Here is a 25,156-nt window from a genome sequence, read left to right on the forward strand (position 1 = left end):
GTGCCTTCCAATCCTTGAGGGGGCCCGGTTACTTGAGGTCGTTCTCGGTGTAGTAGCCGCCGTCGACGAGGACCTCCTTGTAGTTGGCCTTGTCGACGCTGACCGGCTGGAGCAGGAAGGCGGGGACGACCTTGGAGCCGTTGTCGTAGGACTTGGTGTCGTTGGTCTCGGGCTTCTTGTCGTTCAGGACCGCGTCGACCATGTTCGAGGCGACCTCGGCGAGCTTGCGCAGGTCCTTGTAGACCGTCTGCGTCTGCTCACCCGTGATGATCGACTTCACCGAGGCGACCTCGGCGTCCTGGCCCGTGACGACCGGCATCGGCTTGGCCTTCGTGCCGTAGCCGTCCGACTTCAGGGCGGAGAGGATGCCGATGGAGATGCCGTCGTACGGCGAGAGAACGGCGTCGACCCGAGTGCTGCGGTAGCTGGACGTCAGCAGGTCGTCCATGCGCTTCTGCGCGGTGCCGCCGTCCCAGCGCAGGGTGGTGACCTGGTTGAGGGCGGTCTGCTTGGACCTGACGACCAGCTCGCCCTTGTCCACGTACGGCTTGAGGACGTTCATCGCGCCCTGGAAGAAGTACTTGGTGTTGTTGTCGTCGTTGGAACCGGCGAACAGCTCGATGCTGAAGGGGCCCTTCTTGCCGTCCTCCAGGCCGAGCTTGTCCACGATGTACGTGCCCTGCAGCTCGCCGACCTTCTCGTTGTCGAACGAGGCGTAGTAGTCGACGTTCTCCGTGCCGAGGATCAGCCGGTCGTAGGAGATCACCGGGATGTCGGCGTCCTTGGCCTGCTGGAGCACGTTGTTGAGGGACTTGTTGTCGATCGCGGCGACGATCAGGGCGTCCACACCCTGCGTGATCATGTTCTCGATCTGCGAGACCTGCTGGTCCGGGTCGTCCTCGCCGTAGACGAGCTTCGTCTTGTAGCCCTTGGCCTTGAGCTCCTTCACGACGTTGGCGCCGTCGGCGATCCAGCGCTCGGAGGACTTGGTCGGCATGGCGACGCCGATGGTGGCGCCTTCGGAGCCACCCTTCTTCTCGTCGCTGCCGCCTTCGCTGTTCTGGCCGCAGGCGGTCAGGGCGAGGGCGAGGGAAGCGGCGGAGGCTATGGCGGCAAGTGCGGCTCTGCGGTTGCGCATGGTCATCATCCTTGATGTGTGTCATGGCTCGGTCCGGTGGGGCCGGAACGCGGGGCAGATCAGGTGTGTGGGATTGTGCGCGTCTGTGTCTTCTTTTGTGCGCGGAGTTTCCGGAACGTTATGACGAGATGCCGAACCGGTTGAGCGGGCCCGGCAGTCGGCTGCCGAGGGCGGCCATGCCGCCCTCCGCCCCGTGCCGTGTCAGCAGGTCCAGCGCGAGCCTGCCGCGCCGCACCCGCTCCCTGGCGGTGGACAGCGCCAGCTCCCGCAGGTGCTGCCCGTACGGATAGATCCCGGGCGCCTTGGAGAGGCCGAACTTCAGGTACAGCGGCGCCCCGCGCCGGATCAGTTCGGCGACCTCGTACATCCGCACATAACCGCCCAGGTCGTCCGGAGCCTCGATGTAGAGGTCCATCGGGGCCCGCGAGACCCGGCGGATCTCGGTGAACTGGGCGAGCGTCAGGTCGGACGGGATGTTGATCGAGTCGGCGCCGAGCTGCTCGAACACGGCGTACGAGGCCGGGTTCACGGGCCCGATGAGCGCCGACACCTTGAAGGTGGTGTCCGCGGGCAGGACCCCCTGCTCACGCAGCCGGTGCAGGGTCCACAGCACGCCCTCGTCGGCCACGAGCAGGCACTTCACGCCCAGTCCGGTCGCGCGCAGGGCATCCTCCACGCAGCCGGCCAGCGCGTCGTGGCCACGGGAGCGCAGCCCGGCGCCGCCGGAGTCCGTACGGACGGACGCGCCGGTGTCCCAGGTGCCGCGCGGGCCCGTGAACAGGCAGAGCTCGATGTCCCGTTCGGCGCAGCGGTCCACCATCTCGGTGATCTCCGCGTCGGTCAGCATCCAGATGCCGCTGCCCTGGCTGATGCGGTGGACCGGGACGTCGAGCCTGGCGGACTCCTCCAGTACGACGCCGAGGGCCTCCGGACCCTCCACGGACGGCACCTCGGTGCGCCAGCTCCCGCCGTCGGGGAAGGAGTGCGGGGAGGCGTCGGCCGGGGACAGGGGTGCCGGGCCGAGGCCGAGCGCGGTGAGCGCGGCGTCGCCGGGGCGGCGGGCGCCGGCGGCACCGGGGGAAGAGACAGGGGCGTCGGTCACGACTGGTCCTTCATGTTCGGTATTTCGGACGAAGTTCGGATCTTTGGGGGTGCGGTCCCCGGGGGCGCGGATCTTCGGGGAGTACGCCGGCACGGGAGCGGTCAGGGCGCCGCCGTACCGGCGTACGGATCAGGGCCGGCCCGTCACGGCCGCAGCAGCACCTTCCCGGTCTCCGGATCCCCGGACCCCACCAGCGCCACCGCCTCGGCGAACCGCTCCAGCGGGAACTCGTGGGTGATCAGCGGTGCCGGGTCGAGCAGCCCCGCCGTGAACGCCCGCACCGCGTACGACCAGGCCGCCGAGGACGCCCCGAAGACGCTGCGCACGGTGAGCTGGCTCAGCGACAGGTGCACCGGGTCGATACCCACCGCGCCCGGGGTGAACATCCCGGTCAGCACCACCCGCCCGCCCCGGCGCGCCAGCAGACACGCGTCGGCCGCGGTGGACGGCGCTCCGGCCGTCTCCACGACCAGGTCGTAGCGGCCCCGCACCTCCTCGGCCTCCTTGGGCACCCGTGCCTCGCTCGCCCCGAAGTCCAGCGCCTGGGCGGCCCGTTGCTCCCTCGGGTCGATCACGGTGAGCTCGGCGGGCGACACCGCAGCCAGCAGCTGCACTGCGAGGAGGCCGAGCGTGCCCGCCCCCAGGACGGCGATCCGCTCACCGGGCTCCGGCGCCCCGGCCCGCACCGCCGCCGCGACGACCGCGGCCGGCTCCAGCAGGGCCGCGGCGCGCAGGTCGGCGTCGTCGGCGAGCGGGTGCAGCAGCCGCGCCGGGACCACCACGTGGTCGGCGAACGCGCCGGGCCGGGTGAACCCCGTCTCGTCGTACCCCGCCGTGCACAGCGAGGTCTCCCCGTACCGGCACCGCTCGCAGCGCCCGCAGGCCCGGAAGCCCTCGGCGACCGTACGCCGCCCGGTCAGCGCGGGATCGACGCCCTCGCCGACCGCGTCGACGGTCCCCGACCACTCGTGGCCCGGCACCACCGGGTAGCGCACATAGGCCGGGTCCCGGTGGCCGTCGTACACCTCGCGGTCGCTCATGCAGATCCCGGCCGCGGCGACCCGCACCCTGACCTCGCCGGGGCCCGGCTCCGGGAGCGGCCCCTCGGTCAGCAGGTGACTGCCGGGCCGGTCGACGGTCAACGACCGCGAGAGAGACGTCACTTGGGCTGCCTCTTCTCCCAGCCGTCCGCCCACAGGTCGAACCGCGCCTGCTGCTGCGGGAACTCCGCCGCCGCGTCCACGTCCAGCTCCACGCCGAGCCCGGGTGCGTCGGAGAGCTCGAAGCAGCCGGTGGCGGGGTCGACCGCCGGGGCGCCCTTGACGACCTTCTTGATGTCCGCGTCCGCGAAGTCGTTGAAGTGTTCGAGGATCTTGAAGTTGGGGGTGCAGCCCGCGACCTGGAGGCTGGCCGCGGTCAGCACCGAACCGCCCACGTTGTGCGGGGCGATCAGCGTGTAGTGGGTCTCCGCGGTCGCCGCGAGCTTGCGGGTCTCCAGGATGCCGCCGATGTGGCCGACGTCCGGCTGGATGATGTCGGCGGCCTGCGACTCGAAGAGCTCCCGGAACTCGATCCGGTCGTGGATGCGTTCACCGGTCGCGATCGGCATGTCGACCTTCTCCGCGACCTTGCTCAGCGCCTTGAGGTTCTCCGGCGGCACCGGCTCCTCCAGCCAGGCCGGCCTGAACGGCGCCATCTCGCGGGCGATCCGCACCGCCGTCGACGGGCTGAACCGCCCGTGCATCTCCAGCATCAGCTCGGTGTCGGGCCCGATGGCGTCCCGCACGGCCTCGATGAGGGACACGGCGTAACGGGTCTCCTCCTGGCCCAGCTCGAAGTGTCCCGTGCCGAACGGGTCGATCTTCAGCGCCCGGTAGCCGCGCTCGACGACCCCCTGGGCCGCCTTGTGGTACGCCTCCGGGGTGCGCTCGGTGGTGTACCAGCCGTTGGCGTACGCCTTGACCCGGTCGGTGACCTTGCCGCCCAGCAGCTGCCAGACGGGGACGCCGAGCGCCTTGCCCTTGATGTCCCAGCAGGCCATCTCGACGACCGCGATGCCGGACATCACGATCTCCCCGGCGCGGCCGTAGTCGCCGTACTTCATGCGGCGGACGAGGTCCTCGATCGCGAACGGGTCGGAACCCACGATGTGGTTGGCCGACGCCTCACGCAGATAGCCGAGCAGCGCGTCCGTGCGGCCCAGCATGCGGGTCTCGCCGACCCCGGTGAGGCCCTCGTCGGTGTGGACCTGGACGTAGGTGAGGTTGCGCCACGGCGTGCCGACGACATGCGTGCTGATTCCGGTGATGCGCACGGGTGTTGCCTCTCAACGTGTTCGGTATTTCGTCACTCGTTCGAAATGCTGGCGTGACGGTAATGACGGGCCAGGGGACGTGTCAATGGTTCGCGCAAGTAGGGTGACGCCATGAGTGATCTCGGGGCGGGCTTCGGTTACTTGGTCAAGGGGCAGCGCTGGGTCTTCGGACACGGCCGGTGGTTCGGCTTCGGCCTGCTGCCCGCGCTCGTCACCCTGGTCGTCTACGCCGGCGCGCTGGTCGGACTGGGCTACGGCGCCGACGACTTCGTCGCCTGGGCCACCCCGTTCGCCGACGACTGGTCCTCGCCCTGGCTGGGGCTCCTGCGCAACACCCTGGTCGTCCTGGTCTTCGTGTTCGGGATATTCCTCGCGGTCATCACCTTCACCGCGGTGACCCTGCTGGTCGGCCAGCCGTTCTACGAGTCGCTCTCCGAGGAGGTCGACCGCAGCGAGGGCGGCGAGGTGGCCGAGTCGGACCTGCCGCTCTGGCGCGAGCTGTGGATCTCCGCCCGCGACTCCGTCCGCATCCTGCTGCGCGTCGCGTTCTACGGGGTGCTGCTCTTCGTCCTCGGGTTCATCCCCGTCGTCGGGCAGACCGTGGTCCCCGCCCTCGGCTTCTGCGTCTCCGGCTACTTCCTGTCCGAGGAGCTCACCGCCGTCGCCCTCCAGCGCCGCGGCATGGTCCAGAAGGACCGGCTCGCCCTGCTGCGCGCCCGCCGCATGATGGTCCTGGGCTTCGGGGTGCCGCTCGCGGTCGCCTTCGTCGTCCCCTTCGTCGCCGTGCTGCTGATGCCGGGCGCCGTCGCCGGGGCCACGCTGCTGGCCCGCGAGCTCACGGCGACGCCCGCGCCGGAGCCGGCCCCCTCGTCGCCGTACACCCTGCACAAGGACTGAGGGGGCCCGGGCCGGTCGTGGAGGAACGGCTTCAGCGCACGGAGAACCCGTACACCGTCGTGGAGGCGAACTCCTCGCCCGGGCGCAGCACCGTGCCGGGGAACTCAGGGCGGTTCGGCGCGTCCGGGAAGTGCTGTGTCTCCAGCGCGATCCCCGCGCACGGCACGAACGGGCCGCCGCCGAGGTGGTCGGCGGTGTACAGCTGGATCCCCGGCTCCGTCGTGCGCACCGTCATCAGCCGGCCCGACGCGGGGTCGTACAGCTCGGCGGCCGGCTCCCCGCCGGTCTCCTCCAGTACGTAGTTGATGTCGTAGCCCGGGCCCACCGGCTTCGGCTCCCGGAAGTCGAACCGGGTCCCGTCCACCGGCAGGAGCTCGCCCGTCGGGATCGACTCCCCGTCCACCGGGGTGATCCGCCCGGCCGCGAGCCGCAGTTCGTGCCCGAGCGCGCTCCCGCTGTCCGCCCCGGCCAGGTTCCAGTACGTGTGATTCGTCAGGTTCACCACGGTCGGCGCGTCCGTCGTCGCCCGGTAGGCGATCCGCAGCGCGCCGTCCTCGTCCAGGGAGTACGTCACCGACACCGCCAGCCGCCCCGGGAAGCCCTCCTCGCCGTCCTCGGCGACCAGGGAGAGCCGCACCCCGTCCGGCACCTCCTCGGCGTCCCACACCCGCTTGTCGAAGCCGCGCCCACCGCCGTGCAGGGTGTTGCGGCCCTCGTTCGCCGTCACCCGGTGCGTCCGGCCGTCCAGGACGAAGGACCCGCCCGCGATCCGGTTCGCGTACCGGCCGACGACGGCACCGAAGTAGGGGCCCGTGTACGTCTCGTACGCCTTGACGTCCGGCAGTCCCAGGGCCACCTCGGCCGGGGTCCCGTCCCTCCCGGGCACCACGACGGACTGCACCACGGCGCCGTACGTCAGCACCCGCACCCGTGTGCCCCCGCGTTCCAGGGTCCAGCGCCGGACCGGCGTACCGTCCGTGCGGGTGGAGAAGTCTTCGCTCTGTACCGCTGTACCCGTCGTCATGATCAAGAACTTTACGCCGGGGGCCCGGCCGCCGTGACGTTGCGGTAAGCGATTTCTGCCAGCCTGGCCTGGCCGTTGCGGCCCGGGTGGAACCAGTCCCACTCGCTGAGCTGCGCACCGGTGAACCGGTAGTCGAACACCGCCCCGCCGTCGTAACGGCAGCGTTCGTCCCGCGCGCAGACGTCCCGCAGCACCCCGTTGTACGCGACGACCCGCTCCAGCACCGCGTCGCGCCGGGCGACGGCCGCGCTGCCCATGTCGTCGGCGTCGCCCAGCATCGAACGGCAGATCCCCAGCTTCCAGATCTGCTTGCCCAGCGGGTTCTCGCGCCCGGTCGCCCAGAGCCGCTTGAGATCCGGCACGCTCGACACGTACACCTGCGACTTCGGGGCCGAGGCGCGCAGCTGCCGCATCGACGCCTCGAACGAGGCCCGGAAGTCGGCCACCGGGGTCATGAGCCGCACCGAGTCCCGGCAGGCGTCGTTCGCGCCGATCATCACCGTGACCAGCTCCGGCCCGTCCTTCGCGGCCAGCGCCATCTGTTCCGGCAGCTGAGCCATCCTGGCGCCCGACACGGCGTGGTTCCAGCTGTGCGAGGCCGCCTTCGACGCACCCAGGAGCCGTACGGCGAGGCTGCGCACCCCGCCGTCGGTCCCGGTCGCCCAGGACACCTCGGGGCAGTCGGCCAGCACGGCGCAGGCGTCGAAGCCCCGGGTGATGGAATCCCCGACGGCCGCGATGGAGGCAGGGCTCGCGTCCCACGCCGGCGTCGGCGAGGGGGAGGGGCTCCGTGCGCCCGCGGTGCTCCCCGCCGTCGTGCCCCCGTCGGAGGTGCAGCCCGTGAGCGCGGCGGCGCCGACGAGCGCGACCGCCGCCAGAGTGACCGCGGCGCCCCGTGCGCTGCGGCGTGGCGAACGCTCAGGCATCCCTTTTTTCCCTCCGGTCACACGGGTGACTGTGCCCCTGGCACACCCGGACAGCCCCAGGTGGCGGGCCCCCACGCCCTCGCGGGTGAATGCTGAGCGAATCATGGGCCCGGGACCGACGGTACGTCACACACCCGGCCCCGGCGCACGGTAGCTTTTCCCCGTCGAACCAGTGGCGCCCGGCCGGCCCGCGGAAGAATCGGCGGGTATCAGCGGGTCGGGTAAGTTATCTCACGTCACATACTGTCCCTTTTCAGGAGATTCACTCCCGATGCTGTTTACTGAAGACAACCTCGGGAGCCGGCCGGGAAGAGACCGTACGGGCGCGAGGCCGCTGGGGAAGGCGAACCTCGTCCCACACTGGAGGTCCCGGTGACGACACGTGGAGTCCTTTACGTTCACTCCGCACCGCGCGCGCTGTGCCCGCATGTCGAATGGGCGGTGGCGGGCGTACTCGGTGTGCGGGTCCAGCTGGACTGGATCAGACAGCCGGCCGCCCCCGGCACCTGGCGGTCCGAATTCTCCTGGAAGGGCCGCGTCGGCACGGCCTCCGAGCTGGCCTCGTCCCTCCGGGGCTGGGACCTGCTCCGCTTCGAGGTGACGGCGGAGCCCTGCCCCACGGCGGAGGGCGAGCGCTACAGCTCCACGCCGGGTCTCGGCATCTTCCACGCCGTCACCGGCATGCACGGCGACATCCTGGTCCCCGAGGACCGCCTGCGGGCGGCCCTGGCGCGCTCCCTGAACGGCGAGACGGACCTGGAGGCCGAGGTCGCCAAGCTCCTGGGCAAGCCGTGGGACGACGAACTGGAGTCCTTCCGCCACGCAGGCGAGGGCGCCCCGGTCCGCTGGCTCCACCAGGTGGTCTGACACCCCCACCCCTTGCCCGGAACACGCACCCTCACCGAGCCGAAACGTTTCTCCGCAGGGGGCGCTATTCGGCCTGCCCCGCACACCTCCCGGCGCAGGGGGCAAAATCAGCCCCCGGCGTTTGAGGCGCGGGGGTCCGGGGGCGGAGCCCCCGGGAACGGCCCGCGGCATGCGAAAAGCCCGCCTCCCCCCCGGCAGGGGCAGAAGCGGGCCTCGCGACAGCCAAGCGCAGGTCAGACCGAACGGAACGCCAGCACCACATTGTGGCCACCGAAGCCGAACGAGTTGTTGATCGCGGCGATCGACCCCTCCGGCAGCGCCCGCGGCTCACCCCGCACGATGTCCGCCTCGACCGCCTCGTCGAGCTCGTCGACATTGATCGTGGGCGGAGCCGTCCGGTGGTGCAGTGCCAGCACCGTCGCCACGGTCTCGATACCGCCCGCGCCACCCAGCAGGTGACCCGTCATGGACTTCGTGGCGGAGATCGCGACATGGTCCAGGTCGTCGCCGAGCACCGCACGCAGCGCCTTGATCTCCGCGACGTCACCCTGCGGCGTGGACGTGGCGTGCGCGTTGAGGTGGACGACCTCGGACGGCTTGAGGTCCGTGGAGTCCAGCAGGTTCTGCATCGCGGCGGCGATCCCGCGCCCGGTGGGCTCGGGCTGCGCGATGTGGTGGGCGTCCGCGGACAGACCCTGGCCCAGCACCTCGCAGTAGACCTTGGCGCCACGCGCGGCGGCGTGCTCCGCGGACTCCAGGATCACGACACCGGCGCCCTCGCCGAGGACGAAGCCGTCACGGCCCGTGTCGTACGGACGCGAGGCCTTCTCGGGCTCGTCGTTGCTCTTGGACATCGCCATCATGTTGGCGAACGCCGCGATCGGCAGCGGGTGGATGGCCGCCTCGGTGCCACCGGCGACGACCACGTCGGCACGGCCGGTACGGATCATCTCGACGGCGTACCCGATGGCCTCGGCACCCGACGCGCAGGCGGAGACCGGGGTGTGGACACCGGCCTGGGCGTTGACCTCCAGGCCGACGTTGGCCGCCGGGCCGTTGGGCATGAGCATGGGAACGGTGTGCGGGGAGACGCGGCGTACGCCCTTCTCCTTCAGCACGTCGTACTGGTCGAGCAGGGTGATCACGCCACCGATGCCGGAGGCGATGACCGAACCCAGACGCTCGGGCTGGATCTTCTCGTCCTCACCGGCCTTGCCGGTGAAGCCGGCGTCCGCCCATGCCTCGCGGGCGGCGATCAGCGCGAACTGCGCCGAGCGGTCCAGCTTGCGGGCGAGCGGTCGGGGCAGTACCTCGCCGGGATCGACGGCCGCGAGGGCGGCGATCCGGACGGGCAGTTCGGCGAAACGTTCGCCCTCGAGAGGCTTGACGCCGGAACGGCCGGCCATCAGACCTTCCCAGGTCGATGCGGAGTCGCCACCCAGCGGAGTGGTTGCGCCGATACCGGTGACGACCACGGTGCGATTGGTCGGGCTCACTGGAAAATCTTCTCCACGTGTAGAGGGTCGTGAATCAGCGGCGCCACCGCCGGGTGGCGACACACGGGACGGGCTGGGATCAGCCCTGGTGCTTCAGGATGTAGTCGGCGGCGTCGCCGACCGTCTTGAGGTTCTTGACGTCCTCGTCGGGGATCTTGACGTCGAAGCGCTCTTCGGCGGCGACGACGACCTCGACCATGGACAGCGAGTCGACGTCCAGGTCGTCGGTGAAGGACTTGTCCAGCTGGACGTCCTCGACCGGGATACCGGCGATCTCGTTGACGATCTCGGCGAGACCGGTGACGATCTCTTCCTGAGTGGCGGCCATGTTGGCGCTCCTTCGATGTGTTTATGCAGGGTTCGGGCGGGCGGACCGAAAGGTCCGGTGTGCCAAGGAGGGTGCTGAAGATCTTGGCTGGATCAGGGAGCGGCGGCAGATGCGCGTACCGGACGTTGCGAGCCCTGCCAAGATCTTCAGCTCCTTCCTAGGGGAGGGTAACGACCGTCGCGGCGTAGACGAGACCCGCCCCGAAGCCGATGATGAGCGCCGTGTCGCCGCTCTTGGCCTGACCGGTCGCCAGAAGCCGCTCCATTGCGAGCGGAATCGAGGCGGCCGACGTGTTGCCGGTGGTTTCCACGTCACGCGCGACCGTGACGTGCTCCGGCAGCTTGAGGGTCTTCACCATCGAGTCGATGATCCGCATGTTGGCCTGGTGCGGAATGAAGACGTCCAGGTCCTCCGGGGAGATCCCGGCCGCTTCCAGCGCCTGCTGGGCGACCTTCGCCATCTCGAAGACGGCCCAGCGGAAGACCGCCTGGCCCTCCTGCGTGATGGCCGGGAACTTGACCTCGCCCCGCTCGTTGAGCGGAAGGTTCGAGACGTCGCCGATGTGGAAGTCGTTCCACGCGACGGTCTGCTTGATCGTCTCGGACTTGTCGCCCTCGGAACCCCAGACCGTCGGGCCGATGGCCGGCTCCTGGGACGGGCCGACCACGACCGCGCCCGCGCCGTCGCCGAAGAGGAAGGCCGTCGCGCGGTCCTCCAGGTCGGTGAGGTCGCTGAGCCGCTCGACGCCGATGACAAGTACGTACTCTGCCGAGCCCTCGACGATCATGCCCTTGGCGAGCGTGAGGCCGTAGCCGAAGCCCGCGCAGCCGGCCGAGATGTCGAAGGCGGCGGGCTTGCCCGCACCGACCCGGTGCGCGATGTCGGTCGCGACGGCGGGGGTCTGCTTGAAGTGAGAGACGGTGGAGACGATGACTCCGCCGATCTGCTCGGGAGCGATCCCGGCGTCGGCGATCGCCTTGCCTGACGCCTCCACGGACATCATGGCCACGGTCTCCTCGTCGGAGGCCCAGTGGCGGGTGGCGATACCGGAGCGGGAGCGGATCCACTCGTCGGACGAGTCGATCGTCTCGAGGATCACCTCGTTGGGCACGACACGGGTCGGACGGTAGCCGCCCACACCCAGGATCCGTGCGTACGGGGCGCCCTTGCTGGGCTTGATCTTCGACATGCTCTCGGGCTCCTCAGGCGCCTGCGTGCTCGGAGATGAGCGCGCGGGCCGCGTCTAGGTCGTCGGGGGTCTTGAGCGCGAGGGTCTTCACGCCGGGCAGCGCCCGCTTGGCGAGCCCGACCAGGGTCCCACCCGGCGCTGCCTCGATGAGAGCCGTGACACCGAGCGCGGCGAAGGTCTCCATGCACAGGTCCCAGCGGACCGGGTTGGCGACCTGGCCGACGAGCCGCGAGATGACCTCGTCGCCGGTGGCGACCGTCTTCCCGTCGGCGTTCGACACGTACGTGACCTTCGGGTCGGTGACCGTCAGGGCGGTGGCGGCGGCACGCAGCTTCTCCACGGCCGGAGCCATGTGGTGCGTGTGGAAGGCGCCGGCCACCTTGAGCGGCACCACACGGCGTACGCCTTCGGGCATGTTCTCGGCCAGCTCGGCGATCTGGGCCGCGGTGCCGGCGGCCACGATCTGCCCGCCGCCGTTGACGTTGGCCGGGGTGAGCCCCAGCTTCTCCAGGTGCGGGACCGTGACCTCCGGGTCACCGCCGAGGAGCGCGGCCATGCCGGTCTCGGTGACCGCGGCGGCCTCGGCCATGCCGAGCCCCCGGGTGCGTACGAGACGGAGCGCCGCCTCGTCGTCGATGACACCGGCGAGCGCGGCGGCGGTGATCTCACCGACGCTGTGTCCGGCGACGACGCCGGGCGAGGCGTCCAGGGCCGCGGCGGAGAGGAGACCCGAGGCGACCAGCAGCGGCTGAGCCACCGCCGTGTCGCGGATCTCGTCCGCGTCGGCCTTCGTGCCGTAGTGGGCAAGGTCGAGCCCGATGGCGTCGGACCATCCCGCGATGCGGTCTGCGGCACCGGGGAGTTCGAGCCAGGGAGTCAGGAAGCCGGGCGTCTGAGCGCCTTGGCCGGGAGCGACGAGTACGAGCACCCTCACACTCTCTCTTGTGGACGGCCCCGGAGGCCCGTGGGGACAGGGACGAAGAACCGTCAGGGGAATTGTTGAAGTTCGACAAAAGTCTAGGACTGGGTGTCCCCGGCGGCCAAGCGCCCCAGGATGAGGGCGATCCGCAGCGTGAACGCGGAACGGACGTCGGAGGGTGACCAGCCGGTGACGTCGGTCACACGTCGCAGCCGGTAGCGCACGGTATTGGGGTGCACGAACAGCATCCGTGCCGCGCCCTCAAGACTGCTCGCCTGCTCCAGATACACACTCAGCGTCTCCAGAAGTGCCGAACCCGCTTCTTCCAGCGGTCTGTAGATCTCCTCCACCAACTGATCGCGCGCGGCAGGGTCTCCCGCCATCGCACGCTCAGGAAGGAGATCGTCCGACAGGACGGGCCTCGGAGCGTCCTGCCACGCCGAGCAGGCTTTGAGACCGGCTGCCGCGGCCTGTGCGGACCGGGTGGCCGCGAGCAGGTCCGGAACCACGGGTCCGGCGACGACGGGTCCGGCCGCATAGGGCCCGATCAGCGACTTCGCGACGTTCAGGGGGTTGTCGCTGCCGCCCGCGATCACGACCAGCCGGTGTCCGAGCACCCCGGTCAGCACCTGGAGCTTGGCGTGCCGTGCCGCCCGGCGGATCGCCTCGACGGTGAGCTCGCTGTCGCCCTCCGGGGCGGTGCCGAGGACGACGCACACATGCTCGGGGGAGTTCCAGCCGAGGGCGGCGGCCCGCGACACGGCGCCCTCGTCCGCCTCGCCGGACAGCACCGCGTTCACCACGAGCGACTCCAGCCGGGCGTCCCACGCGCCACGGGCCTCGGCGGCCTGCGCGTACACCTGGGCGGTCGCGAAGGCGATCTCGCGCGCGTAGACGAGCAGCGCCTCGCGCAGCACCGACTCGTCGCCGGGCGCCGCGACCTCCTCGATCGCGGTCTCCATGACCTCGATCGTCGTACGCACCATCTCGACGGTCTGCCGCAGGGTGATCGCCCGGGTCAGCTCGCGCGGAGCCGTGCCGAAGACGTCGGTGGAGATCGCCTGCGGTGTCTCCGGGTGCCGGAACCACTCGGTGAACGCGGCGATACCGGCCTGGGCGACCAGGCCGATCCAGGACCGGTTCTCCGGTGGCATCGCCCGGTACCACGGCAGCGTCTCGTCCATGCGGGCGATGGCGTTCGCGGCCAGCCGGCCGGAGGACTGCTCCAGGCGTTTCAGGGTCGCGGCGTGGAGATGGGCGTCGTGCGAGGCGGGCTGCTCAGGATCGGGTCGGGGCACGCACACAAGACTGCCTTATCGGGACAGGTGCACGGAGGGCCGGGGCGGAAGACCGGCCGACGGGGATACCGTGGGGGAGTGATGGACGTACGCCGCTCCGGGGACCGCTTCCGCGGCGGAGACCCGGCCACGGGTGACTCCGCGGGCATCGAGACGCTGCACGCGTTCTCCTTCGGGCGGTTCTACGATCCGGACAATCTGCGCTTCGGACCGATCCTGGCCTGCAACGAGGAGCGTCTCGCCCCGGGCGCCGGCTTCGACGAGCATCCGCACAGCCACACCGAGATCGTCACCTGGGTGGTGGAGGGCGAGCTCACCCACCGCGACTCGGCCGCGCACGCCACCGTCGTACGGCCCGGTGATGTCCAGCACCTCAGCTCGGCCGCCGGGGTGCGGCACGTCGAGCGCAACGACGGGGAAGGGCCGCTGACGTTCGTTCAGATGTGGCTGGCTCCTCTGCAGCCGGGCGGCGAGCCCTCCTACACGCACGTCGCGGGGATCGCCGACTCCACCCCGTACGCCCTCCCCGAGGCGGGCGCGATGCTCCATGTGCGCCGGCAGTCCGAGGGCGAGCGGACCGCCGTGCCGGATGCGGCGGGCGTCTACGTCCACGTCGTACGGGGCCGGGTCCTCCTCGCGGGCGAGGAGCTGGGCCCGGGTGACTCCGCGCGTGTCACGGAGTCCCGGGGGTTGGAGCTGGAGGCGCTGGAACCGGCCGAGGCGCTGCTCTGGGAGCTCGCCGAGGTCTGAGCGCCGCCGCCCGTGCTCACTGCTTTCCGGTGCCGACCGGGTCCACGACGACCTTCTGGTCGGCGCCGTCGGCGATCTGGAGGCGCAGGGAGACCGGCAGGGCCTTGGAGCGGGTCTCGTTGGGCGGGGTGACCTCGATGGCGCTGACGTAGGCGCCCGAGCCCTCGGCCGGCGGGTAGTGCAGCGTGAAGCGGGTCGTCTCGCCGTCGGCGAGGTTGACGACCGGGGCGTCGAGGTCGCTGCGCTGGGCGCTCAGCGGGCCGGAGGCGTCCTGGGACTTGAGGTCGACACCGGGAAAGCCCTTGAGGGTGCAGGCGTCGCCGCCGGTGTTCTTGAGCCTGATCGTGAGCATGCCCTCGCCCATGCCGTTGGTGGTGCTGAAGTCGAGGTTCTCCGTCTTGCAGGCGCCGGTGGTGATCTGCCCGTTGCCGCTGCCCTCGGCGGACTGCGTGGCGGTCGAGTCGTCGTCGCCGGTGGCTGAGGCGTTCCCGTCGGACGCGCTGCTGTCGGCCGAGGTCCCGGCTTGCGATGACGACCCGGAGTTGCTCGTGCTCGCGGCGGAGTCATCGCCACCCTGGCAGGCGGTGAGCGAGAGGCCGGCGGCGAGGGTCAGGGCGGCGAGGGTGAGCGTCTTGGTGCGCATCGTTTCTTCCTTGCGGTCGGTGCGGTCGGTGCGGTCCGCCCGGTGCGAGCGGGCCTTGCTGATCACCAAGACCCGCAGCGGCCCCGGGGACGTTGCGGCCGGCCGCCCCCTAATACATGCCTGTTACACGCGATTGGCCGGTGCAAGGGCGTGTGCGCCGGGCGCGCCCCGCCCGCGCCGCGACGGCGCCACCCTGGCTCCGCAGCGCCGTCAGGCCCGTCACATGGGGCCCGGGCGGCATGGGGAGCGATGCGTCACCGCGCGGCCGGACCGCCGGTTCAGCGGCGTGCACCGTGGACCTCTGCGGCCCTCGACGGCTGGGACAGACCCGTGACCTGCGGCCCCTTGAACATCATCTGCGGCACAACGTCTTCACCGGTGCGGCACCGCTCCCACTCTCCCCGGCTCGGGAGGTGGTCACGTGTCCGGGGTGTCGTACGCGTCCCTGCTGGCCTGGATGTCGGTGCTGTGCTCGATCGCCCAGCGGGCGAGCGCCAGGGCCGGGGGGATGAGGCTCTTCCCCCGGTCGGTGAGCGCGTACTCGACGCGCGGCGGAACCTCGGCGTACGCGGTGCGGGAGACCAGCCCGTCCCGTTCGAGGTTGCGCAGGGTCAGAGTCAGCATCCGCTGCGAGATCCCGGGGATGTGCTGGTGGAGGTGCGTGAAGCGCATGCGCCCCTCGTCGAGCGTCGCCACGATCAGCATCGTCCACTTGTCGCAGATCCGGTCCAGGATGCCCCGGATCGCCCGGCCGCCGTCCCCTCGGATCATGCAGGTGTGCTCGTACTGCTCCACGGCCGCTCCTTGCCCATTACTGACATCCGTGTGCCTTTTGTAGGCGTCCCGACAGTCACTCATGATGAGGCTACTTACGGTTCGTAACCATCGGGAGGCACCCCATGCAGGTCGCGTACTGGATCACTGCCGCACTGCTGGCCCTGTTCTACCTCTACGCGGGAGGCAAGAAGGTCCTCCAGGACCAGGACGGGCTGCGGCCCATGATGGGCTGGGTCGACCAGGTGCCCATGCCGCTCGTCAAAGCCATCGGCGCCCTGGAGGTGCTCGGCGCGCTCGGTCTGGTGCTGCCGCCCCTCACCGGTTTCGCGGTCGTGCTCGCCGTCGCCGCGGCGGTCGGCCTCGTGCTGGTGCAGATCGGCGGACTGGCGCTGCACCTGTCGCGTGGCGAGGCGCGGGCGACCGGGCTCAACGTCGTCCTGCTGGTGTGGGCCGCGGTGACCGCCTGGCTGGCGACGGTCTGGCTTTGACGAGCGGACGTCCAGTCAGATCTTGGGCCTGGCCGCCAGCTTGTCGAGTTCCCGGATCGCCTGGCCGTGGGCGCTCATCCGGCGGGACACGGTGCCGATCGTGAACAGTCCTACGCCGACCACCGAGACCGGTATCGAGGCCCCGAGCACGGTCACGACCTTCTCCAGGTCGGGCTCGTAGGGCAGGAACAGCTCCTTGGCACCCCAGATCCACAGCACGACGGCGGCGCCGAACAGGACGAGGCCCCAGGTGCGTACCTTCGCTGCCTGCTCGCGGAACTCCAGGTCGTAATCACGTGATCGCATAGCGGCCGAATCTATCGGAGCCTCAGTCCGTGTGATGCCGCAGCCATGTGTCCAGGGCGGTGAAGTCCGCGACGGTCAGGCCCCGCCAGGCCTCGACACGGTGGAGCAGGTGCCGCCCCGGGTGGTGCGACTCCACCCAGGCGCGATCGACCTCGGTGATCTCGTCGTCGACCCAGGCGAACGGGCGCCCGGCGGCCCACTCGACGAGCCCGGGCGTCTTCCAGTGCAGCCCGCGCGTCCCGTCCTCGACGGGTGGATCCGGCCAGTCCACCACGGGCAGTTCGGGCAGCCCGAGCCACGGCGCGATGTACGCGTTCGCGTCGGAAATCCACGTCGTGGCCCACACCAGCTCGCACGACAACGACCTCAGCCGAGGCCCCAGGGCCGGATCGATCCTGGCCATGAGCGGGTTCTCGTCCGTGTCACCGAAGACCGGGTAGCCGCCGGGTAGTTGCTGCCGCGTCGCACCGAACGGGAGGAGCGGGCCGTCGACGTCGAGGAAGAGGAGCGCGGTCACGCGTCAGCGGAGCCCGTCCACGAAGGCCTGCCAGGCGGCGGTGCCCACGGTGAGGACGGGGCCGGAGGGGTTCTTGCTGTCCCGGACGGGCACGGAGGCGGGGCAGCCGTCGGCGATCTCGACGCAATCACCGCCGGTGTTTCCGCTGTACGAGGACTTGCGCCAGGTGGCGCCCCCGGTGACGGTGCATTCGACGCATTCGCCGCCAGAACTTCCGCTGTAGCTGGACTTACGCCACTGCGCGTTCATCAGGTCGGGGCCGGTTTCCATAACGCTCCTCCATCACGCGGGCGATCAGAGCCGCTGAATCCTCAACCGAGAGGGCCGCAGCCTGCAGATGAGCGTATCGGAGCGAGGACTCTCGGACCATGTCGGGACTGGCGGTCATGTGACCGGAAATGATGTCCTCGGTGTAGATGATGTCCGGGTCGTCATCGAAGCGCATGGTGGTGAACGACCCCTCCATGCTGGCGTGTTCCCCTGCGGTGAAGGGCAGTACCTGGATCTGCATCCACCGGTTCCTGCTGAACTCCAACAGTCGGCGTAGTTGTGCGCGCATGACTTCATGGCCGCCGACCAGGCGGCGCAGCACCGCCTCGTCCAGGATTGCCCAGGCCAGGGGCGGTTGCTTGCGCTCCAGGATCCGCTGGCGTTCCATCCGGGCCGCGAGCAGCCCCTCCAGATCGTCGGGCATACCGGTGGCCAGCACCGCTCGCGCGTACTCCTCCGTCTGGAGCAGCCCGTAGACCAACTGCGCCTGGTACGTCGAGATGTACGTCGCCCGCGCCTCCATCTCCGCGTACGGCTGGAACCACGTCGGCAGTTGGCTCCGCAGGACCAGGCCGATCAGCCGTGAGAACACCCCGTCCGTGCCCAGTGCCGCGTCCAGGCGCTCCGAGAAGTCGCGGGTCGGGACCTTCTTCGTCGTCTCGATCTGGCCGATCAGCGAGCCCGTGCAGAAGATGATCTCGCCGAGCTGGCCCTGTTTGAGGCCGTGGGCCTCGCGCTGGCGGCGCAGTTCCCAGCCGTAGTAGTCCAGAGGGGAAGCGCTGGGGTCGAGCGACTGCACGTTGGCCACGGCGGGGTGCCTCTCGCGTACAACGCCTGGCGGCGTTCGTTTCAGGTCGTAGCCGAGAGTAACCATTGCATTGCACGCTGGTGACATGAATCACGTATCCGATACCCGGACCGGTGACGCAGAGGACGCGGTCTACCGTGCCGACCTCGCGATGGGCGCGCACTCCGCCCGGCATCTGCGCCGCATCCTGCGGCTGTACCTGACCCGTTGGAAGCTGCTCGATGTGGTGGACGCGGCGGAGCTGGCGCTCACCGAGCTGATCGCCAACGTCGTGCGGCACGTTCCGGGCCGCCGCTGCCAGACCCTGATCTTCCTGCTCCCCGACGGCGGCGTACGGGTCGAGGTCGCGGACGCCTGCCCCCGGCTGCCCCGGCCCCTCGCCGGGGACGTGCTCGACGAGGGCGGGCGGGGGCTGCTGCTGGTGGACGCCGTCACCGACAGCTGGGGTGTGGAGGTGCGCCGGGACGGCCGGGGGAAGACGGTGTGGTTCGAGTGCGTTCAGCGCGCGGCGGCGAGCTCCGCCAGCACCGCGTCGGTGAACGGCGGCCAGGCCTCGGTCGCCCACGGCCCGAAGGCCCGGTCCGACAGTGCGACGCAGGCCGCGCCCGCCGCCGGGTCGATCCACAGGAACGTACCGGACTGGCCGAAGTGGCCGAAGGTGGCGGGGGAGGACGAACCCCCGGTCCAGTGCGGCGACTTGGAGTCGCGGATCTCGAAGCCGAGTCCCCAGTCGTTCGGGCTCTGGTGACCGTAGCCGGGGAGTACGCCCTTGAGGCCGGGGTGCACCACGGTCTGCGCCTCCAGGACCGTACGCGGGTCGAGGAGCCGCGGGGCCTGCACCTCCGCCGCGAACCGCACCAGGTCGTCCACGGTCGAGACGCCGTCCTTGGCCGGGGAGCCCTCCATGGCCGTCGACGTCATGCCCAGGGGTTCCAGGACGGCCTGGCGCACGTACTCGGGGAACGGGATCTCCGTGGCCTTCGCGATGTGGTCGCCGAGCACCTCGAAGCCCGCGTTGGAGTACAGCCTGCGGGTGCCGGGAGGCGCCGTGACCCGGTGCTCGTCGAAGGCGAGACCGCTGGTGTGCGCGAGGAGGTGGCGGACGGTCGAGCCCTCGGGACCGGCCGCTTCGTCCAGCTCGACGGCGCCCTCCTCGTAGGCCACCAGCGCCGCGTAGGCCGCGAGCGGCTTGCTGACCGAGGCCAGCGGGAAACGGTGCGCGGTGGGACCATGGGTACCCAGGAGCGTGCCGTCCGAGGTGACGACGGCGGCTGCCGCGGTGGGGACGGGCCAGTTCTCGATCATCGCCAGGCTCTGCATGCGTACGAGCCTAACGGGAGCCGAAACCGGGCCCGCCACCCGAATACGCTTGCTTCGAGTGCACTCCAAGGTTCTAGCGTGGAGGGCATGACGGTGATGGAGAGCATTTCCGCACGCACGGACACCTGCGCTTCCGCCCCGACGGCGCATCCACGCCCCGAGGGCCAGGACCACTACACCATCAGCGAGGTCGTCGCCTTCAGCGGGCTCACCGCCCACACGCTGCGCTGGTACGAGCGGATCGGACTGATGCCGCACGTCGACCGCTCCCACACGGGGCAGCGCCGCTTCCGCAACCGCGACTTGGACTGGCTGGCGTTCGTCGGCAAGCTGAGGCTGACCGGAATGCCGGTCGCCGACATGGTCAGGTACGCCGAACTGCTCCGGGAGGGCGACCACACCTTCGCCGAGCGGCAGGAACTGCTGGAGGCGACCCGGCGCGATGTGAAGACGCGGATCGCGGAGCTCCAGGGAACCCTCGCCGTACTCGACTTCAAGATCGACTTTTATGGCGGCGCCCGTGCGGCGTCGGAATCGGAAAGGGTCTGAGCAGATGAGCGACACCGGAAAGATCGCGACCGTGCGGCTCGGCACCGAAGGCCCGCAGGTCGGTGTCCAGGGGCTCGGCTGCATGGGCATCAGCGAGTTCTACGGGAACACCGATGAGGCCTCCGCCCGGGACACCCTGGAAGCGGCGCTGGAAGCCGGCGTCACCCTGTTCGACACCGCTGACATCTACGGCAGCGGGGCCAACGAGACGTTCCTCGCGCCGTTCGTCGGGGCGCACCGCGACGAGATCACGCTGGCGACCAAGTTCGCCATCGAGCGGAAGGACGACGACCCGCACTACCGGGGCGTGCGCAACGACCCCGCGTACATCCGTGGGGCCGTCGAGGCCAGCCTGCGCCGGCTGGGCACCGACGTCATCGACCTCTACTACATGCACCGCCGCGACCCGCTCGTCCCGTTCGAGGAATCGGTGGGCGCGATGGCCGAGTTGGTGCAGCAGGGCAAGGTCAAGCAGCTCGGTCTGAGCGAGGTGACCGGGGACGAGCTCCGTGCCGCGCACGCCGTGCACCCGATCGCGGCCCTGCAGTCCGAGTGGTCGCTCTTCAGCCGGGACGTGGAGCGCAGCGCCGTGCCCGCGGCCGTCGAGCTCGGGGTGGCCTTCGTGCCGTACTCGCCGCTCGGCCGCGGGTTCCTGACCGGGGCGTTCGCGGACGCGGCCAAGGACCTGGAGGAGGGCGACTTCCGTAAGCACCAGCCGCGCTTCACCGGCGAGAACGCGAAGACCAACGCGGCGCTGCTGGAACCGGTGCACAAGATCGCGGCGGCGCACGGTGTGACCGCCGCGCAGGTCGCCCTGGCCTGGGTGCAGCAGCGGGCGCAGGTGCACGGTCTGACCGTGGTGCCGATCCCCGGGACGCGTAAGCGCAGCCGGCTGCTGGAGAACGTGGCGGCGACCCGGCTCACGCTGACCGGCCAGGAGCTGGAGCTGCTGGAGCCCATCGCGGCCCAGGTGGCGGGGGACCGCTACCCGGACATGAGCAACACGGCCACCGCACGCGAGTAGGCGGGGCCCGGCGGGGGTCCTTCGCAGGGCCCCCGCCGACGGGTCACAGGAGCCGCTTGCGGCCCCAGACGATCACGAAGGCGGCGACGGCCGCGGTGAGGGCGAACATGGCGCCGGCTCCGAGCCACTGCATCGTCTGCATCTGGGAGACGTCGAGGTAGTCGAGGGACCAGCCGATGACGTGCTTCGACTCCAGGCAGGCGGTGTGCGCCTTGTCGTTCTCCATCTGATCGAGGCAGGTGGTCCAGTCCAGGCGGTCTCCGGAGCTGGTGAGGAAGTAGGTGCCCTGCCCCTGCTGCTCCGCCTGGTCGGGCAGCTCCGGCGGTACCAGACCGGGCCCGACACCCTTGTCGGTGTTGATCGACATGACGTTCCCCAGGCTCCGCCAGAGTTCGCTCCAGACGAACCCGAGCGCCACGACGATGCCGAGCGTGACCACCATCGACACCAGCGTGCGGCGCAGGACCAGGCCGACCGCCACGCCCACGGTGAACGTGAGGAGGGCGTAGGCCACCGGGACGACCCCCGTGACACTGAAGAAGGCGGTCCAGATGAGGCCTTCGGAGAACCCCTTGACCGGGTTCCACCACCAGGTGAGGACGGCGCTGAGCACGCCGGTCGACAGGGCGAGCACCGCGGCGGGAACGGCGAGCTTCACGGTGAGCCACCGCATCCGGCTGACGGACTGCGAGGTGACCAGCTTGGCGGTACCGGTCTCCAGGTCGCCGGCGATGAGCGGTGCTCCGAGCAGGACACCGGCCAGGACGGGGATGTAGCCGAGGTAGCTCCCGATGCTCAGCAGACGGTCGATGTACGCCTCGAACTCGGGCGGCAGGCCGCCGGCCCTCCGCGAGGTCGGGTCCTGGGCGGCCAGGAGGTCCATCATCTGCCCGCGCAGGTGGACCATGACCGCCACGCCCACGAGGGTGACGGCGACGAGCGTCCAGAGCGCCGCGCGGTGCTGGCGCCAGGCGAGCCAGACCGGGCCGCCGAGCCGGGGGATCCAGGTGTCCCGGAAGGATCCGGCGGGGGCCGTACGGGCAGGGTCACGGGTGAGCGTGGTCATGCGGTCACAGCCTTCGTCCGGTCGCGGGTGATGACGTCGTGGATGTCGCCGACACGGGCGCCGGGGGTGATCAGCGCAGGAGCGTCGGGTGAGCGCAAGTAGGCGAGCAGGAGCTCCTCCAGGGTGGGGGGCTCGGCCTGGCCGCCGTACGCGACAGGTCCGCCCAGCCGCACCAGGACGCCGGGCCGGCCGTCGCCCCGGCCGGACTCGATGACCGTGTGGGGTGCGACGGCCGGTACCGGGCCGCTCCCCGCCACGTCGAGCAGGGCGTGCGCGGCGCGCAGTTCGTTCACCTCGCCCGCGAGGCGCAGACCGCCGTTCGCGATGACGACGAGGTAGTCGCAGATGTGCTCCAGCTCGGCGAGCATGTGCGAGGACACCAGCACCGTGGTGCCGTGCTCGGCGGCCTCCGCCGTCAGCGTGGCCATGAGCTCGCGGCGGACCAGCGGGTCCAGATCGGCCATCGGCTCGTCGAGGATCAGCAGGTCGGGGCGCTTCCCGAAGGCCAGGGCGAAGGCGACGCGGGTGCGCTGACCGCCGGACAGCGTGCCGACCTTCGCCGTCAGCGGCACCTGCCCCGCGCGGACGATGCCCTCGGCGACCTCCTGGTCCCAGTGGGGGTTGAACTCGCGTCCCAGCCGCAGGGTTTCGGCGACGGTGAAGCGCCGGAACAGTGGCTTCTCCTGGGTCAGGAACGCGGTCCGCAGGACGGCCTCGGTCGATCCCGGCGCCGCGCCGAACACCCGCAGGGCGCCGGTCGTCGGCCGGATCATGTTCGTGGCCAGGCCCATCAGGGTGCTCTTCCCGGCGCCGTTGGGGCCGACGAGGCCGCACACCCGCCCGGCCGGCAGCCGGAAGGAGACGTCCCGCAGGGCCCAGCCGCGCCGGTACTCCTTGCCGAGCCCCTGGGCCTCGATCGCCGCCGCACCGACGGGCGGCCGCGCGAACTCCGTTCCGCTTCCGTACTGCGACTGTGCGTGATCCATCCGTGTCTCCTGTGCGTGGGGGGAGGGGCGGGCCCTGTACGTGGGGGAGTGGGCCCGGCTGTGCGTGCGGTCGGCCGCTGGGCCGCGACAGCGCCTGCGCGGGGTTCCGCTTCGAGGCGAGGCCGGCCGCGGTCGTGACACCCTCCTTGTGTGATGAACGGCGAACGCCGCCCGGTGAGGACCACTCTTGTCCGTCGCGTCCCGCGGCGGATCGGGCGAAAGACAGATCATCTGTGGCCGGCTCCGACTTTCGGCCGGTCGGCGGGAGGACAGTGAGAGAGATGCTGAAGAGGTGGGCCGCAGCCGCGGCCGCACGGGGGAAGAACCATCCGCGGCTCCTGCCCGCCACGCTGCGGCTGCTGCTCGTCGGGGCCCTGCTCAGCCTCGTCGTGATGGACTGGGCGGGCGGCGACTTCTACCGGATCGCCGGGCGCCACGGCCCCTCCCCGCTGGGCCCCGCCAAGCTGGTCGGCGCCCTGCTGGCCATCGCTCTGGTCGTCGCCTCGTTCCGGCTCGGCAGCCGGGCGCTGCCGGCGGCCGGCTGCGCACTGGCGGTCGTGTCGCTGGGTCTCTCGGTGGCTCTGCACATGGAGATGAGGGTCGGCGCGCAGGCGCTGGGATTCGCCGAACCGGCGGCTCTGGTGTGGCTCCTCGTGGTCGTCGCCCGGCGGGGGAAGCCGTCGTGGGCGGCGGTGGCTGTGCCGCTGCTGTACCTGGCGATCGTGCTGCGACCGGTGTCGGTCCAGTTCAAGCAGTCCACGATCATCTTCGCGTTGATCTACGCCCTGGTGGCGCTCATGGCGCTCGGCATCGGCCTCGGGATGCGCCTGCTCCTGATGGACCGGCGGCGGCAGGCGGCGGCGCTCAGGCTGGAGCAGCGCACGGAGTTCGCCCGGGACCTGCACGACTTCGTCGCCCACCACGTGACCGGCATCGTCGTCCAGGCGCAGGGAGCCCACGCGATCGCGGACCGGCGGCCCGACCTCGTGCCGCCCGCGCTCCAGCGGATCGAACAGGCCGGCTCGGAGGCGCTGACCTCCATGCGGCACATGGTGGGGATGCTGCGCGACGCCGACGGGGAAGTGGCGCTGACTCCGCTGGCCGGTATCGGAGAAGTGCGGTCGCTCGTCGAGGAGTTCTCGGCCGTCGGCGGCGCCCGGGCGCGGCTCGATCTGGAAGGGACCTTCGACGGCCTGCCGGTGGAGGTGACCACCACCGCGCACCGGGTGGTGATGGAGGCCCTCACCAACGTACGTAAACACGCCCAGGGATGCACCGAGGTGCGGGTGCGCATGGAGCGCTCGGGGGACCGGGTCACCGTACGGGTCAGCGACGACGGACGGCCGCGCCATGTCTCCCAGGGCGGCTTCGGCCTGAAGGGCCTCGACGAGCGGGTCGGCCTGATCGGCGGAAGCGTGCAGGCCGGCCCGGTGACGGCCGGTGGCTGGGGCGTCGAGGCGTCCCTCCCGGTGTCCACGGAGGCGGTGACCGTCTCATGACGATCCGCGTACTCATCGCCGACGACCAGGCCATGGTCCGTGCGGGATTCGCGATGATCCTCTCGGCGGAGGACGACATCGACGTCGTCGGGGAGGCCACGGACGGGGTGCACGCCGTGGAACTCGCCGAGCGCCACCGGCCCGACGTCGTGCTGATGGACATCCGCATGCCCCGCATGGACGGGCTGGAGGCGCTGCGCAGACTGACCCGCCCCGGCACCGTGAACCCGCCGAAGGTCGTCGTGGTCACGACGTTCGACGACGACGAGTACGTCCAGAGGGCCCTGAGCGAAGGCGCCTCCGGTTTCCTGATCAAGGACTCCGGACCCGCCCTGCTGGTCGAGGCCATCAGGGCGGCCGCCTCCGGCGAGGCGCTGGTGAGCCCGGCCATCACCGTCCGGCTGCTGAGGCAGCTCAACAGAGCCGTGCCCGCGCCCCGGGAGCCGCACACCGCGCTCTCCACGAGGGAGACGGACCTGGTGCGCCTGGTGGCCAGAGGACTGACCAACGCCGAGATCGCCGCCGAACTGTCCATCTCGGTGGGCACGGTGAAGACCCACCTCGGCAACGTCCAGGTCAAGCTGTCCGCCCGTAACCGCGTGGAGATCGCCGCCTGGGCCTGGGAATCCGGCCTGGTCGACGGAGGCCGGTAGGG

General features: G+C 70.7%; 28 protein-coding genes and 1 pseudogene. 9 read left to right on the forward strand and 20 right to left on the reverse strand.

The annotated features are described in order from the left end of the window. Nucleotides 1-28: 28 nt before the first annotated feature. The 4 genes from chvE to ACIRD8_RS00930 all read right to left on the reverse strand — a co-directional run bounded on the left by chvE (nucleotide 29) and on the right by ACIRD8_RS00930 (nucleotide 4,554). Nucleotides 29-1,138: a multiple monosaccharide ABC transporter substrate-binding protein gene (chvE, locus tag ACIRD8_RS00915; RefSeq protein WP_403984625.1), complete on the reverse strand. Its 1,110-nt coding sequence runs from the start codon at nucleotides 1,136-1,138 to the stop codon at nucleotides 29-31. Nucleotides 1,139-1,256: 118 nt separating this feature from the next. Beyond that, the gene (locus tag ACIRD8_RS00920) at nucleotides 1,257-2,240 is read right to left on the reverse strand and encodes a hypothetical protein (protein ID WP_403984627.1); all 984 of its coding nucleotides are present in this window, start codon (nucleotides 2,238-2,240) and stop codon (nucleotides 1,257-1,259) included. A 143-nt stretch (nucleotides 2,241-2,383) separates the two neighbouring features. After that, nucleotides 2,384-3,403, reverse strand: a complete 1,020-nt coding sequence (locus tag ACIRD8_RS00925) for a zinc-binding dehydrogenase (RefSeq protein WP_403984629.1) — start codon at nucleotides 3,401-3,403, stop codon at nucleotides 2,384-2,386. Then, nucleotides 3,400-4,554, reverse strand: coding sequence for a mandelate racemase/muconate lactonizing enzyme family protein (locus ACIRD8_RS00930; RefSeq protein ID WP_403984631.1), 1,155 nt, complete (start codon nucleotides 4,552-4,554; stop codon nucleotides 3,400-3,402). The genes ACIRD8_RS00925 and ACIRD8_RS00930 overlap by 4 nt, the downstream gene beginning before the upstream one ends. Before the next feature lie 111 nt (nucleotides 4,555-4,665). Between ACIRD8_RS00930 and ACIRD8_RS00935 the strand changes: the two genes are divergently transcribed. Beyond that, nucleotides 4,666-5,451, forward strand: coding sequence for an EI24 domain-containing protein (locus ACIRD8_RS00935; RefSeq protein ID WP_403984633.1), 786 nt, complete (start codon nucleotides 4,666-4,668; stop codon nucleotides 5,449-5,451). 31 nt (nucleotides 5,452-5,482) lie between these two features. Here ACIRD8_RS00935 and ACIRD8_RS00940 read toward each other — a convergent pair whose 3' ends face one another. Then, complete coding sequence (locus ACIRD8_RS00940) at nucleotides 5,483-6,475, reverse strand: aldose epimerase family protein (RefSeq protein WP_403984635.1); 993 nt, start codon at nucleotides 6,473-6,475, stop codon at nucleotides 5,483-5,485. 11 nt (nucleotides 6,476-6,486) lie between these two features. Then, nucleotides 6,487-7,401 (reverse strand): SGNH/GDSL hydrolase family protein, encoded by a 915-nt coding sequence (locus tag ACIRD8_RS00945; protein ID WP_403984637.1) that lies wholly within the window; start codon nucleotides 7,399-7,401, stop codon nucleotides 6,487-6,489. Between the two features lie 372 nt (nucleotides 7,402-7,773). Between ACIRD8_RS00945 and ACIRD8_RS00950 the strand changes: the two genes are divergently transcribed. Next, complete coding sequence (locus ACIRD8_RS00950; RefSeq protein ID WP_382994309.1) at nucleotides 7,774-8,268, forward strand: DUF3145 domain-containing protein; 495 nt, start codon at nucleotides 7,774-7,776, stop codon at nucleotides 8,266-8,268. A 233-nt stretch (nucleotides 8,269-8,501) separates the two neighbouring features. On the opposite strand, the gene fabF is transcribed toward ACIRD8_RS00950, so the two are convergent. From fabF to ACIRD8_RS00975, 5 genes are all read right to left on the reverse strand, one after another. Next, a complete protein-coding gene (gene fabF, locus ACIRD8_RS00955; RefSeq protein ID WP_403984639.1) occupies nucleotides 8,502-9,764 on the reverse strand; it encodes a beta-ketoacyl-ACP synthase II in 1,263 nt (420 codons plus the stop codon). 79 nt (nucleotides 9,765-9,843) lie between these two features. Further along, nucleotides 9,844-10,092 carry an acyl carrier protein gene (locus ACIRD8_RS00960; RefSeq protein WP_014045780.1) on the reverse strand — a complete coding sequence of 83 codons (249 nt, stop codon included), beginning with the start codon at nucleotides 10,090-10,092 and terminating at the stop codon, nucleotides 9,844-9,846. Between the two features lie 157 nt (nucleotides 10,093-10,249). Continuing rightward, nucleotides 10,250-11,281 carry a ketoacyl-ACP synthase III gene (locus tag ACIRD8_RS00965; RefSeq protein WP_403984641.1) on the reverse strand — a complete coding sequence of 344 codons (1,032 nt, stop codon included), beginning with the start codon at nucleotides 11,279-11,281 and terminating at the stop codon, nucleotides 10,250-10,252. Between the two features lie 13 nt (nucleotides 11,282-11,294). Then, nucleotides 11,295-12,209, reverse strand: coding sequence for an ACP S-malonyltransferase (locus ACIRD8_RS00970; RefSeq protein ID WP_403984643.1), 915 nt, complete (start codon nucleotides 12,207-12,209; stop codon nucleotides 11,295-11,297). Nucleotides 12,210-12,298: 89 nt separating this feature from the next. Continuing rightward, nucleotides 12,299-13,498: a CdaR family transcriptional regulator gene (locus ACIRD8_RS00975; protein ID WP_161198863.1), complete on the reverse strand. Its 1,200-nt coding sequence runs from the start codon at nucleotides 13,496-13,498 to the stop codon at nucleotides 12,299-12,301. Nucleotides 13,499-13,579: 81 nt separating this feature from the next. On the opposite strand from ACIRD8_RS00975, the gene ACIRD8_RS00980 reads away from it, so the two are divergent. Continuing rightward, on the forward strand, nucleotides 13,580-14,248 hold the full coding sequence (locus ACIRD8_RS00980; RefSeq protein WP_403985603.1) for a pirin family protein: 669 nt from the start codon (nucleotides 13,580-13,582) through the stop codon (nucleotides 14,246-14,248). A gap of 16 nt (nucleotides 14,249-14,264) precedes the next feature. Here the strand turns inward: ACIRD8_RS00980 and ACIRD8_RS00985 are convergent, their stop codons facing one another. Then, nucleotides 14,265-14,891 carry a DUF4232 domain-containing protein gene (locus ACIRD8_RS00985; protein WP_403985605.1) on the reverse strand — a complete coding sequence of 209 codons (627 nt, stop codon included), beginning with the start codon at nucleotides 14,889-14,891 and terminating at the stop codon, nucleotides 14,265-14,267. Nucleotides 14,892-15,308: 417 nt separating this feature from the next. Next, nucleotides 15,309-15,686: a winged helix-turn-helix transcriptional regulator gene (locus tag ACIRD8_RS00990; protein ID WP_403984645.1), complete on the reverse strand. Its 378-nt coding sequence runs from the start codon at nucleotides 15,684-15,686 to the stop codon at nucleotides 15,309-15,311. A 104-nt stretch (nucleotides 15,687-15,790) separates the two neighbouring features. On the opposite strand from ACIRD8_RS00990, the gene ACIRD8_RS00995 reads away from it, so the two are divergent. Then, nucleotides 15,791-16,156, forward strand: coding sequence for a DoxX family protein (locus ACIRD8_RS00995; RefSeq protein ID WP_403984647.1), 366 nt, complete (start codon nucleotides 15,791-15,793; stop codon nucleotides 16,154-16,156). 15 nt (nucleotides 16,157-16,171) lie between these two features. On the opposite strand, the gene ACIRD8_RS01000 is transcribed toward ACIRD8_RS00995, so the two are convergent. From ACIRD8_RS01000 to ACIRD8_RS01015, 4 genes are read right to left on the reverse strand one after another with little or no spacing between them, the layout of a single operon-like run. Next, nucleotides 16,172-16,462 carry a hypothetical protein gene (locus tag ACIRD8_RS01000; protein ID WP_403984649.1) on the reverse strand — a complete coding sequence of 97 codons (291 nt, stop codon included), beginning with the start codon at nucleotides 16,460-16,462 and terminating at the stop codon, nucleotides 16,172-16,174. Between the two features lie 22 nt (nucleotides 16,463-16,484). Then, complete coding sequence (locus ACIRD8_RS01005) at nucleotides 16,485-16,979, reverse strand: HAD domain-containing protein (RefSeq protein ID WP_403984651.1); 495 nt, start codon at nucleotides 16,977-16,979, stop codon at nucleotides 16,485-16,487. 3 nt (nucleotides 16,980-16,982) lie between these two features. After that, on the reverse strand, nucleotides 16,983-17,249 hold the full coding sequence (locus ACIRD8_RS01010) for a DUF397 domain-containing protein (RefSeq protein WP_403984653.1): 267 nt from the start codon (nucleotides 17,247-17,249) through the stop codon (nucleotides 16,983-16,985). Beyond that, complete coding sequence (locus tag ACIRD8_RS01015; RefSeq protein ID WP_403984655.1) at nucleotides 17,209-18,057, reverse strand: helix-turn-helix domain-containing protein; 849 nt, start codon at nucleotides 18,055-18,057, stop codon at nucleotides 17,209-17,211. The genes ACIRD8_RS01010 and ACIRD8_RS01015 overlap by 41 nt, the downstream gene beginning before the upstream one ends. A gap of 85 nt (nucleotides 18,058-18,142) precedes the next feature. Here ACIRD8_RS01015 and ACIRD8_RS01020 point away from each other — a divergent pair. Further along, nucleotides 18,143-18,556, forward strand: a pseudogene (locus tag ACIRD8_RS01020) (ATP-binding protein); the annotation flags it as partial. On the opposite strand, the gene ACIRD8_RS01025 reads toward ACIRD8_RS01020, so the two are convergent. Then, on the reverse strand, nucleotides 18,556-19,377 hold the full coding sequence (locus ACIRD8_RS01025) for a serine hydrolase domain-containing protein (protein ID WP_403984657.1): 822 nt from the start codon (nucleotides 19,375-19,377) through the stop codon (nucleotides 18,556-18,558). The pseudogene ACIRD8_RS01020 and the gene ACIRD8_RS01025 overlap by 1 nt on opposite strands. Before the next feature lie 87 nt (nucleotides 19,378-19,464). On the opposite strand from ACIRD8_RS01025, the gene ACIRD8_RS01030 reads away from it, so the two are divergent. Together ACIRD8_RS01030 and ACIRD8_RS01035 are read left to right on the forward strand one after the other, a co-directional pair. After that, the gene (locus ACIRD8_RS01030) at nucleotides 19,465-19,926 is read left to right on the forward strand and encodes a MerR family transcriptional regulator (protein WP_403984659.1); all 462 of its coding nucleotides are present in this window, start codon (nucleotides 19,465-19,467) and stop codon (nucleotides 19,924-19,926) included. A 4-nt stretch (nucleotides 19,927-19,930) separates the two neighbouring features. Beyond that, entirely contained in the window at nucleotides 19,931-20,950 is a 1,020-nt protein-coding gene (locus ACIRD8_RS01035; protein WP_403984661.1) for an aldo/keto reductase, read from the forward strand. Between the two features lie 43 nt (nucleotides 20,951-20,993). Here the strand turns inward: ACIRD8_RS01035 and ACIRD8_RS01040 are convergent, their stop codons facing one another. Together ACIRD8_RS01040 and ACIRD8_RS01045 are read right to left on the reverse strand one after the other, a co-directional pair. After that, a complete protein-coding gene (locus ACIRD8_RS01040) occupies nucleotides 20,994-22,016 on the reverse strand; it encodes an ABC transporter permease subunit (protein ID WP_403984663.1) in 1,023 nt (340 codons plus the stop codon). Then, nucleotides 22,013-23,002, reverse strand: coding sequence for an ABC transporter ATP-binding protein (locus ACIRD8_RS01045; RefSeq protein ID WP_403984665.1), 990 nt, complete (start codon nucleotides 23,000-23,002; stop codon nucleotides 22,013-22,015). The genes ACIRD8_RS01040 and ACIRD8_RS01045 overlap by 4 nt, the downstream gene beginning before the upstream one ends. Nucleotides 23,003-23,283: 281 nt before the next feature. Here ACIRD8_RS01045 and ACIRD8_RS01050 point away from each other — a divergent pair, with 281 nt between their 5' ends. After that, on the forward strand, nucleotides 23,284-24,501 hold the full coding sequence (locus tag ACIRD8_RS01050; RefSeq protein WP_403984667.1) for a histidine kinase: 1,218 nt from the start codon (nucleotides 23,284-23,286) through the stop codon (nucleotides 24,499-24,501). Next, nucleotides 24,498-25,154 (forward strand): response regulator, encoded by a 657-nt coding sequence (locus ACIRD8_RS01055; RefSeq protein ID WP_403984669.1) that lies wholly within the window; start codon nucleotides 24,498-24,500, stop codon nucleotides 25,152-25,154. Before ACIRD8_RS01050 ends, ACIRD8_RS01055 begins: the two co-directional genes overlap by 4 nt. Nucleotides 25,155-25,156: the final 2 nt, after the last annotated feature.

Source organism: Streptomyces sp. NPDC102451 (assembly GCF_044765485.1).
Taxonomy (GTDB): Bacteria; Actinomycetota; Actinomycetes; order Streptomycetales; family Streptomycetaceae; genus Streptomyces.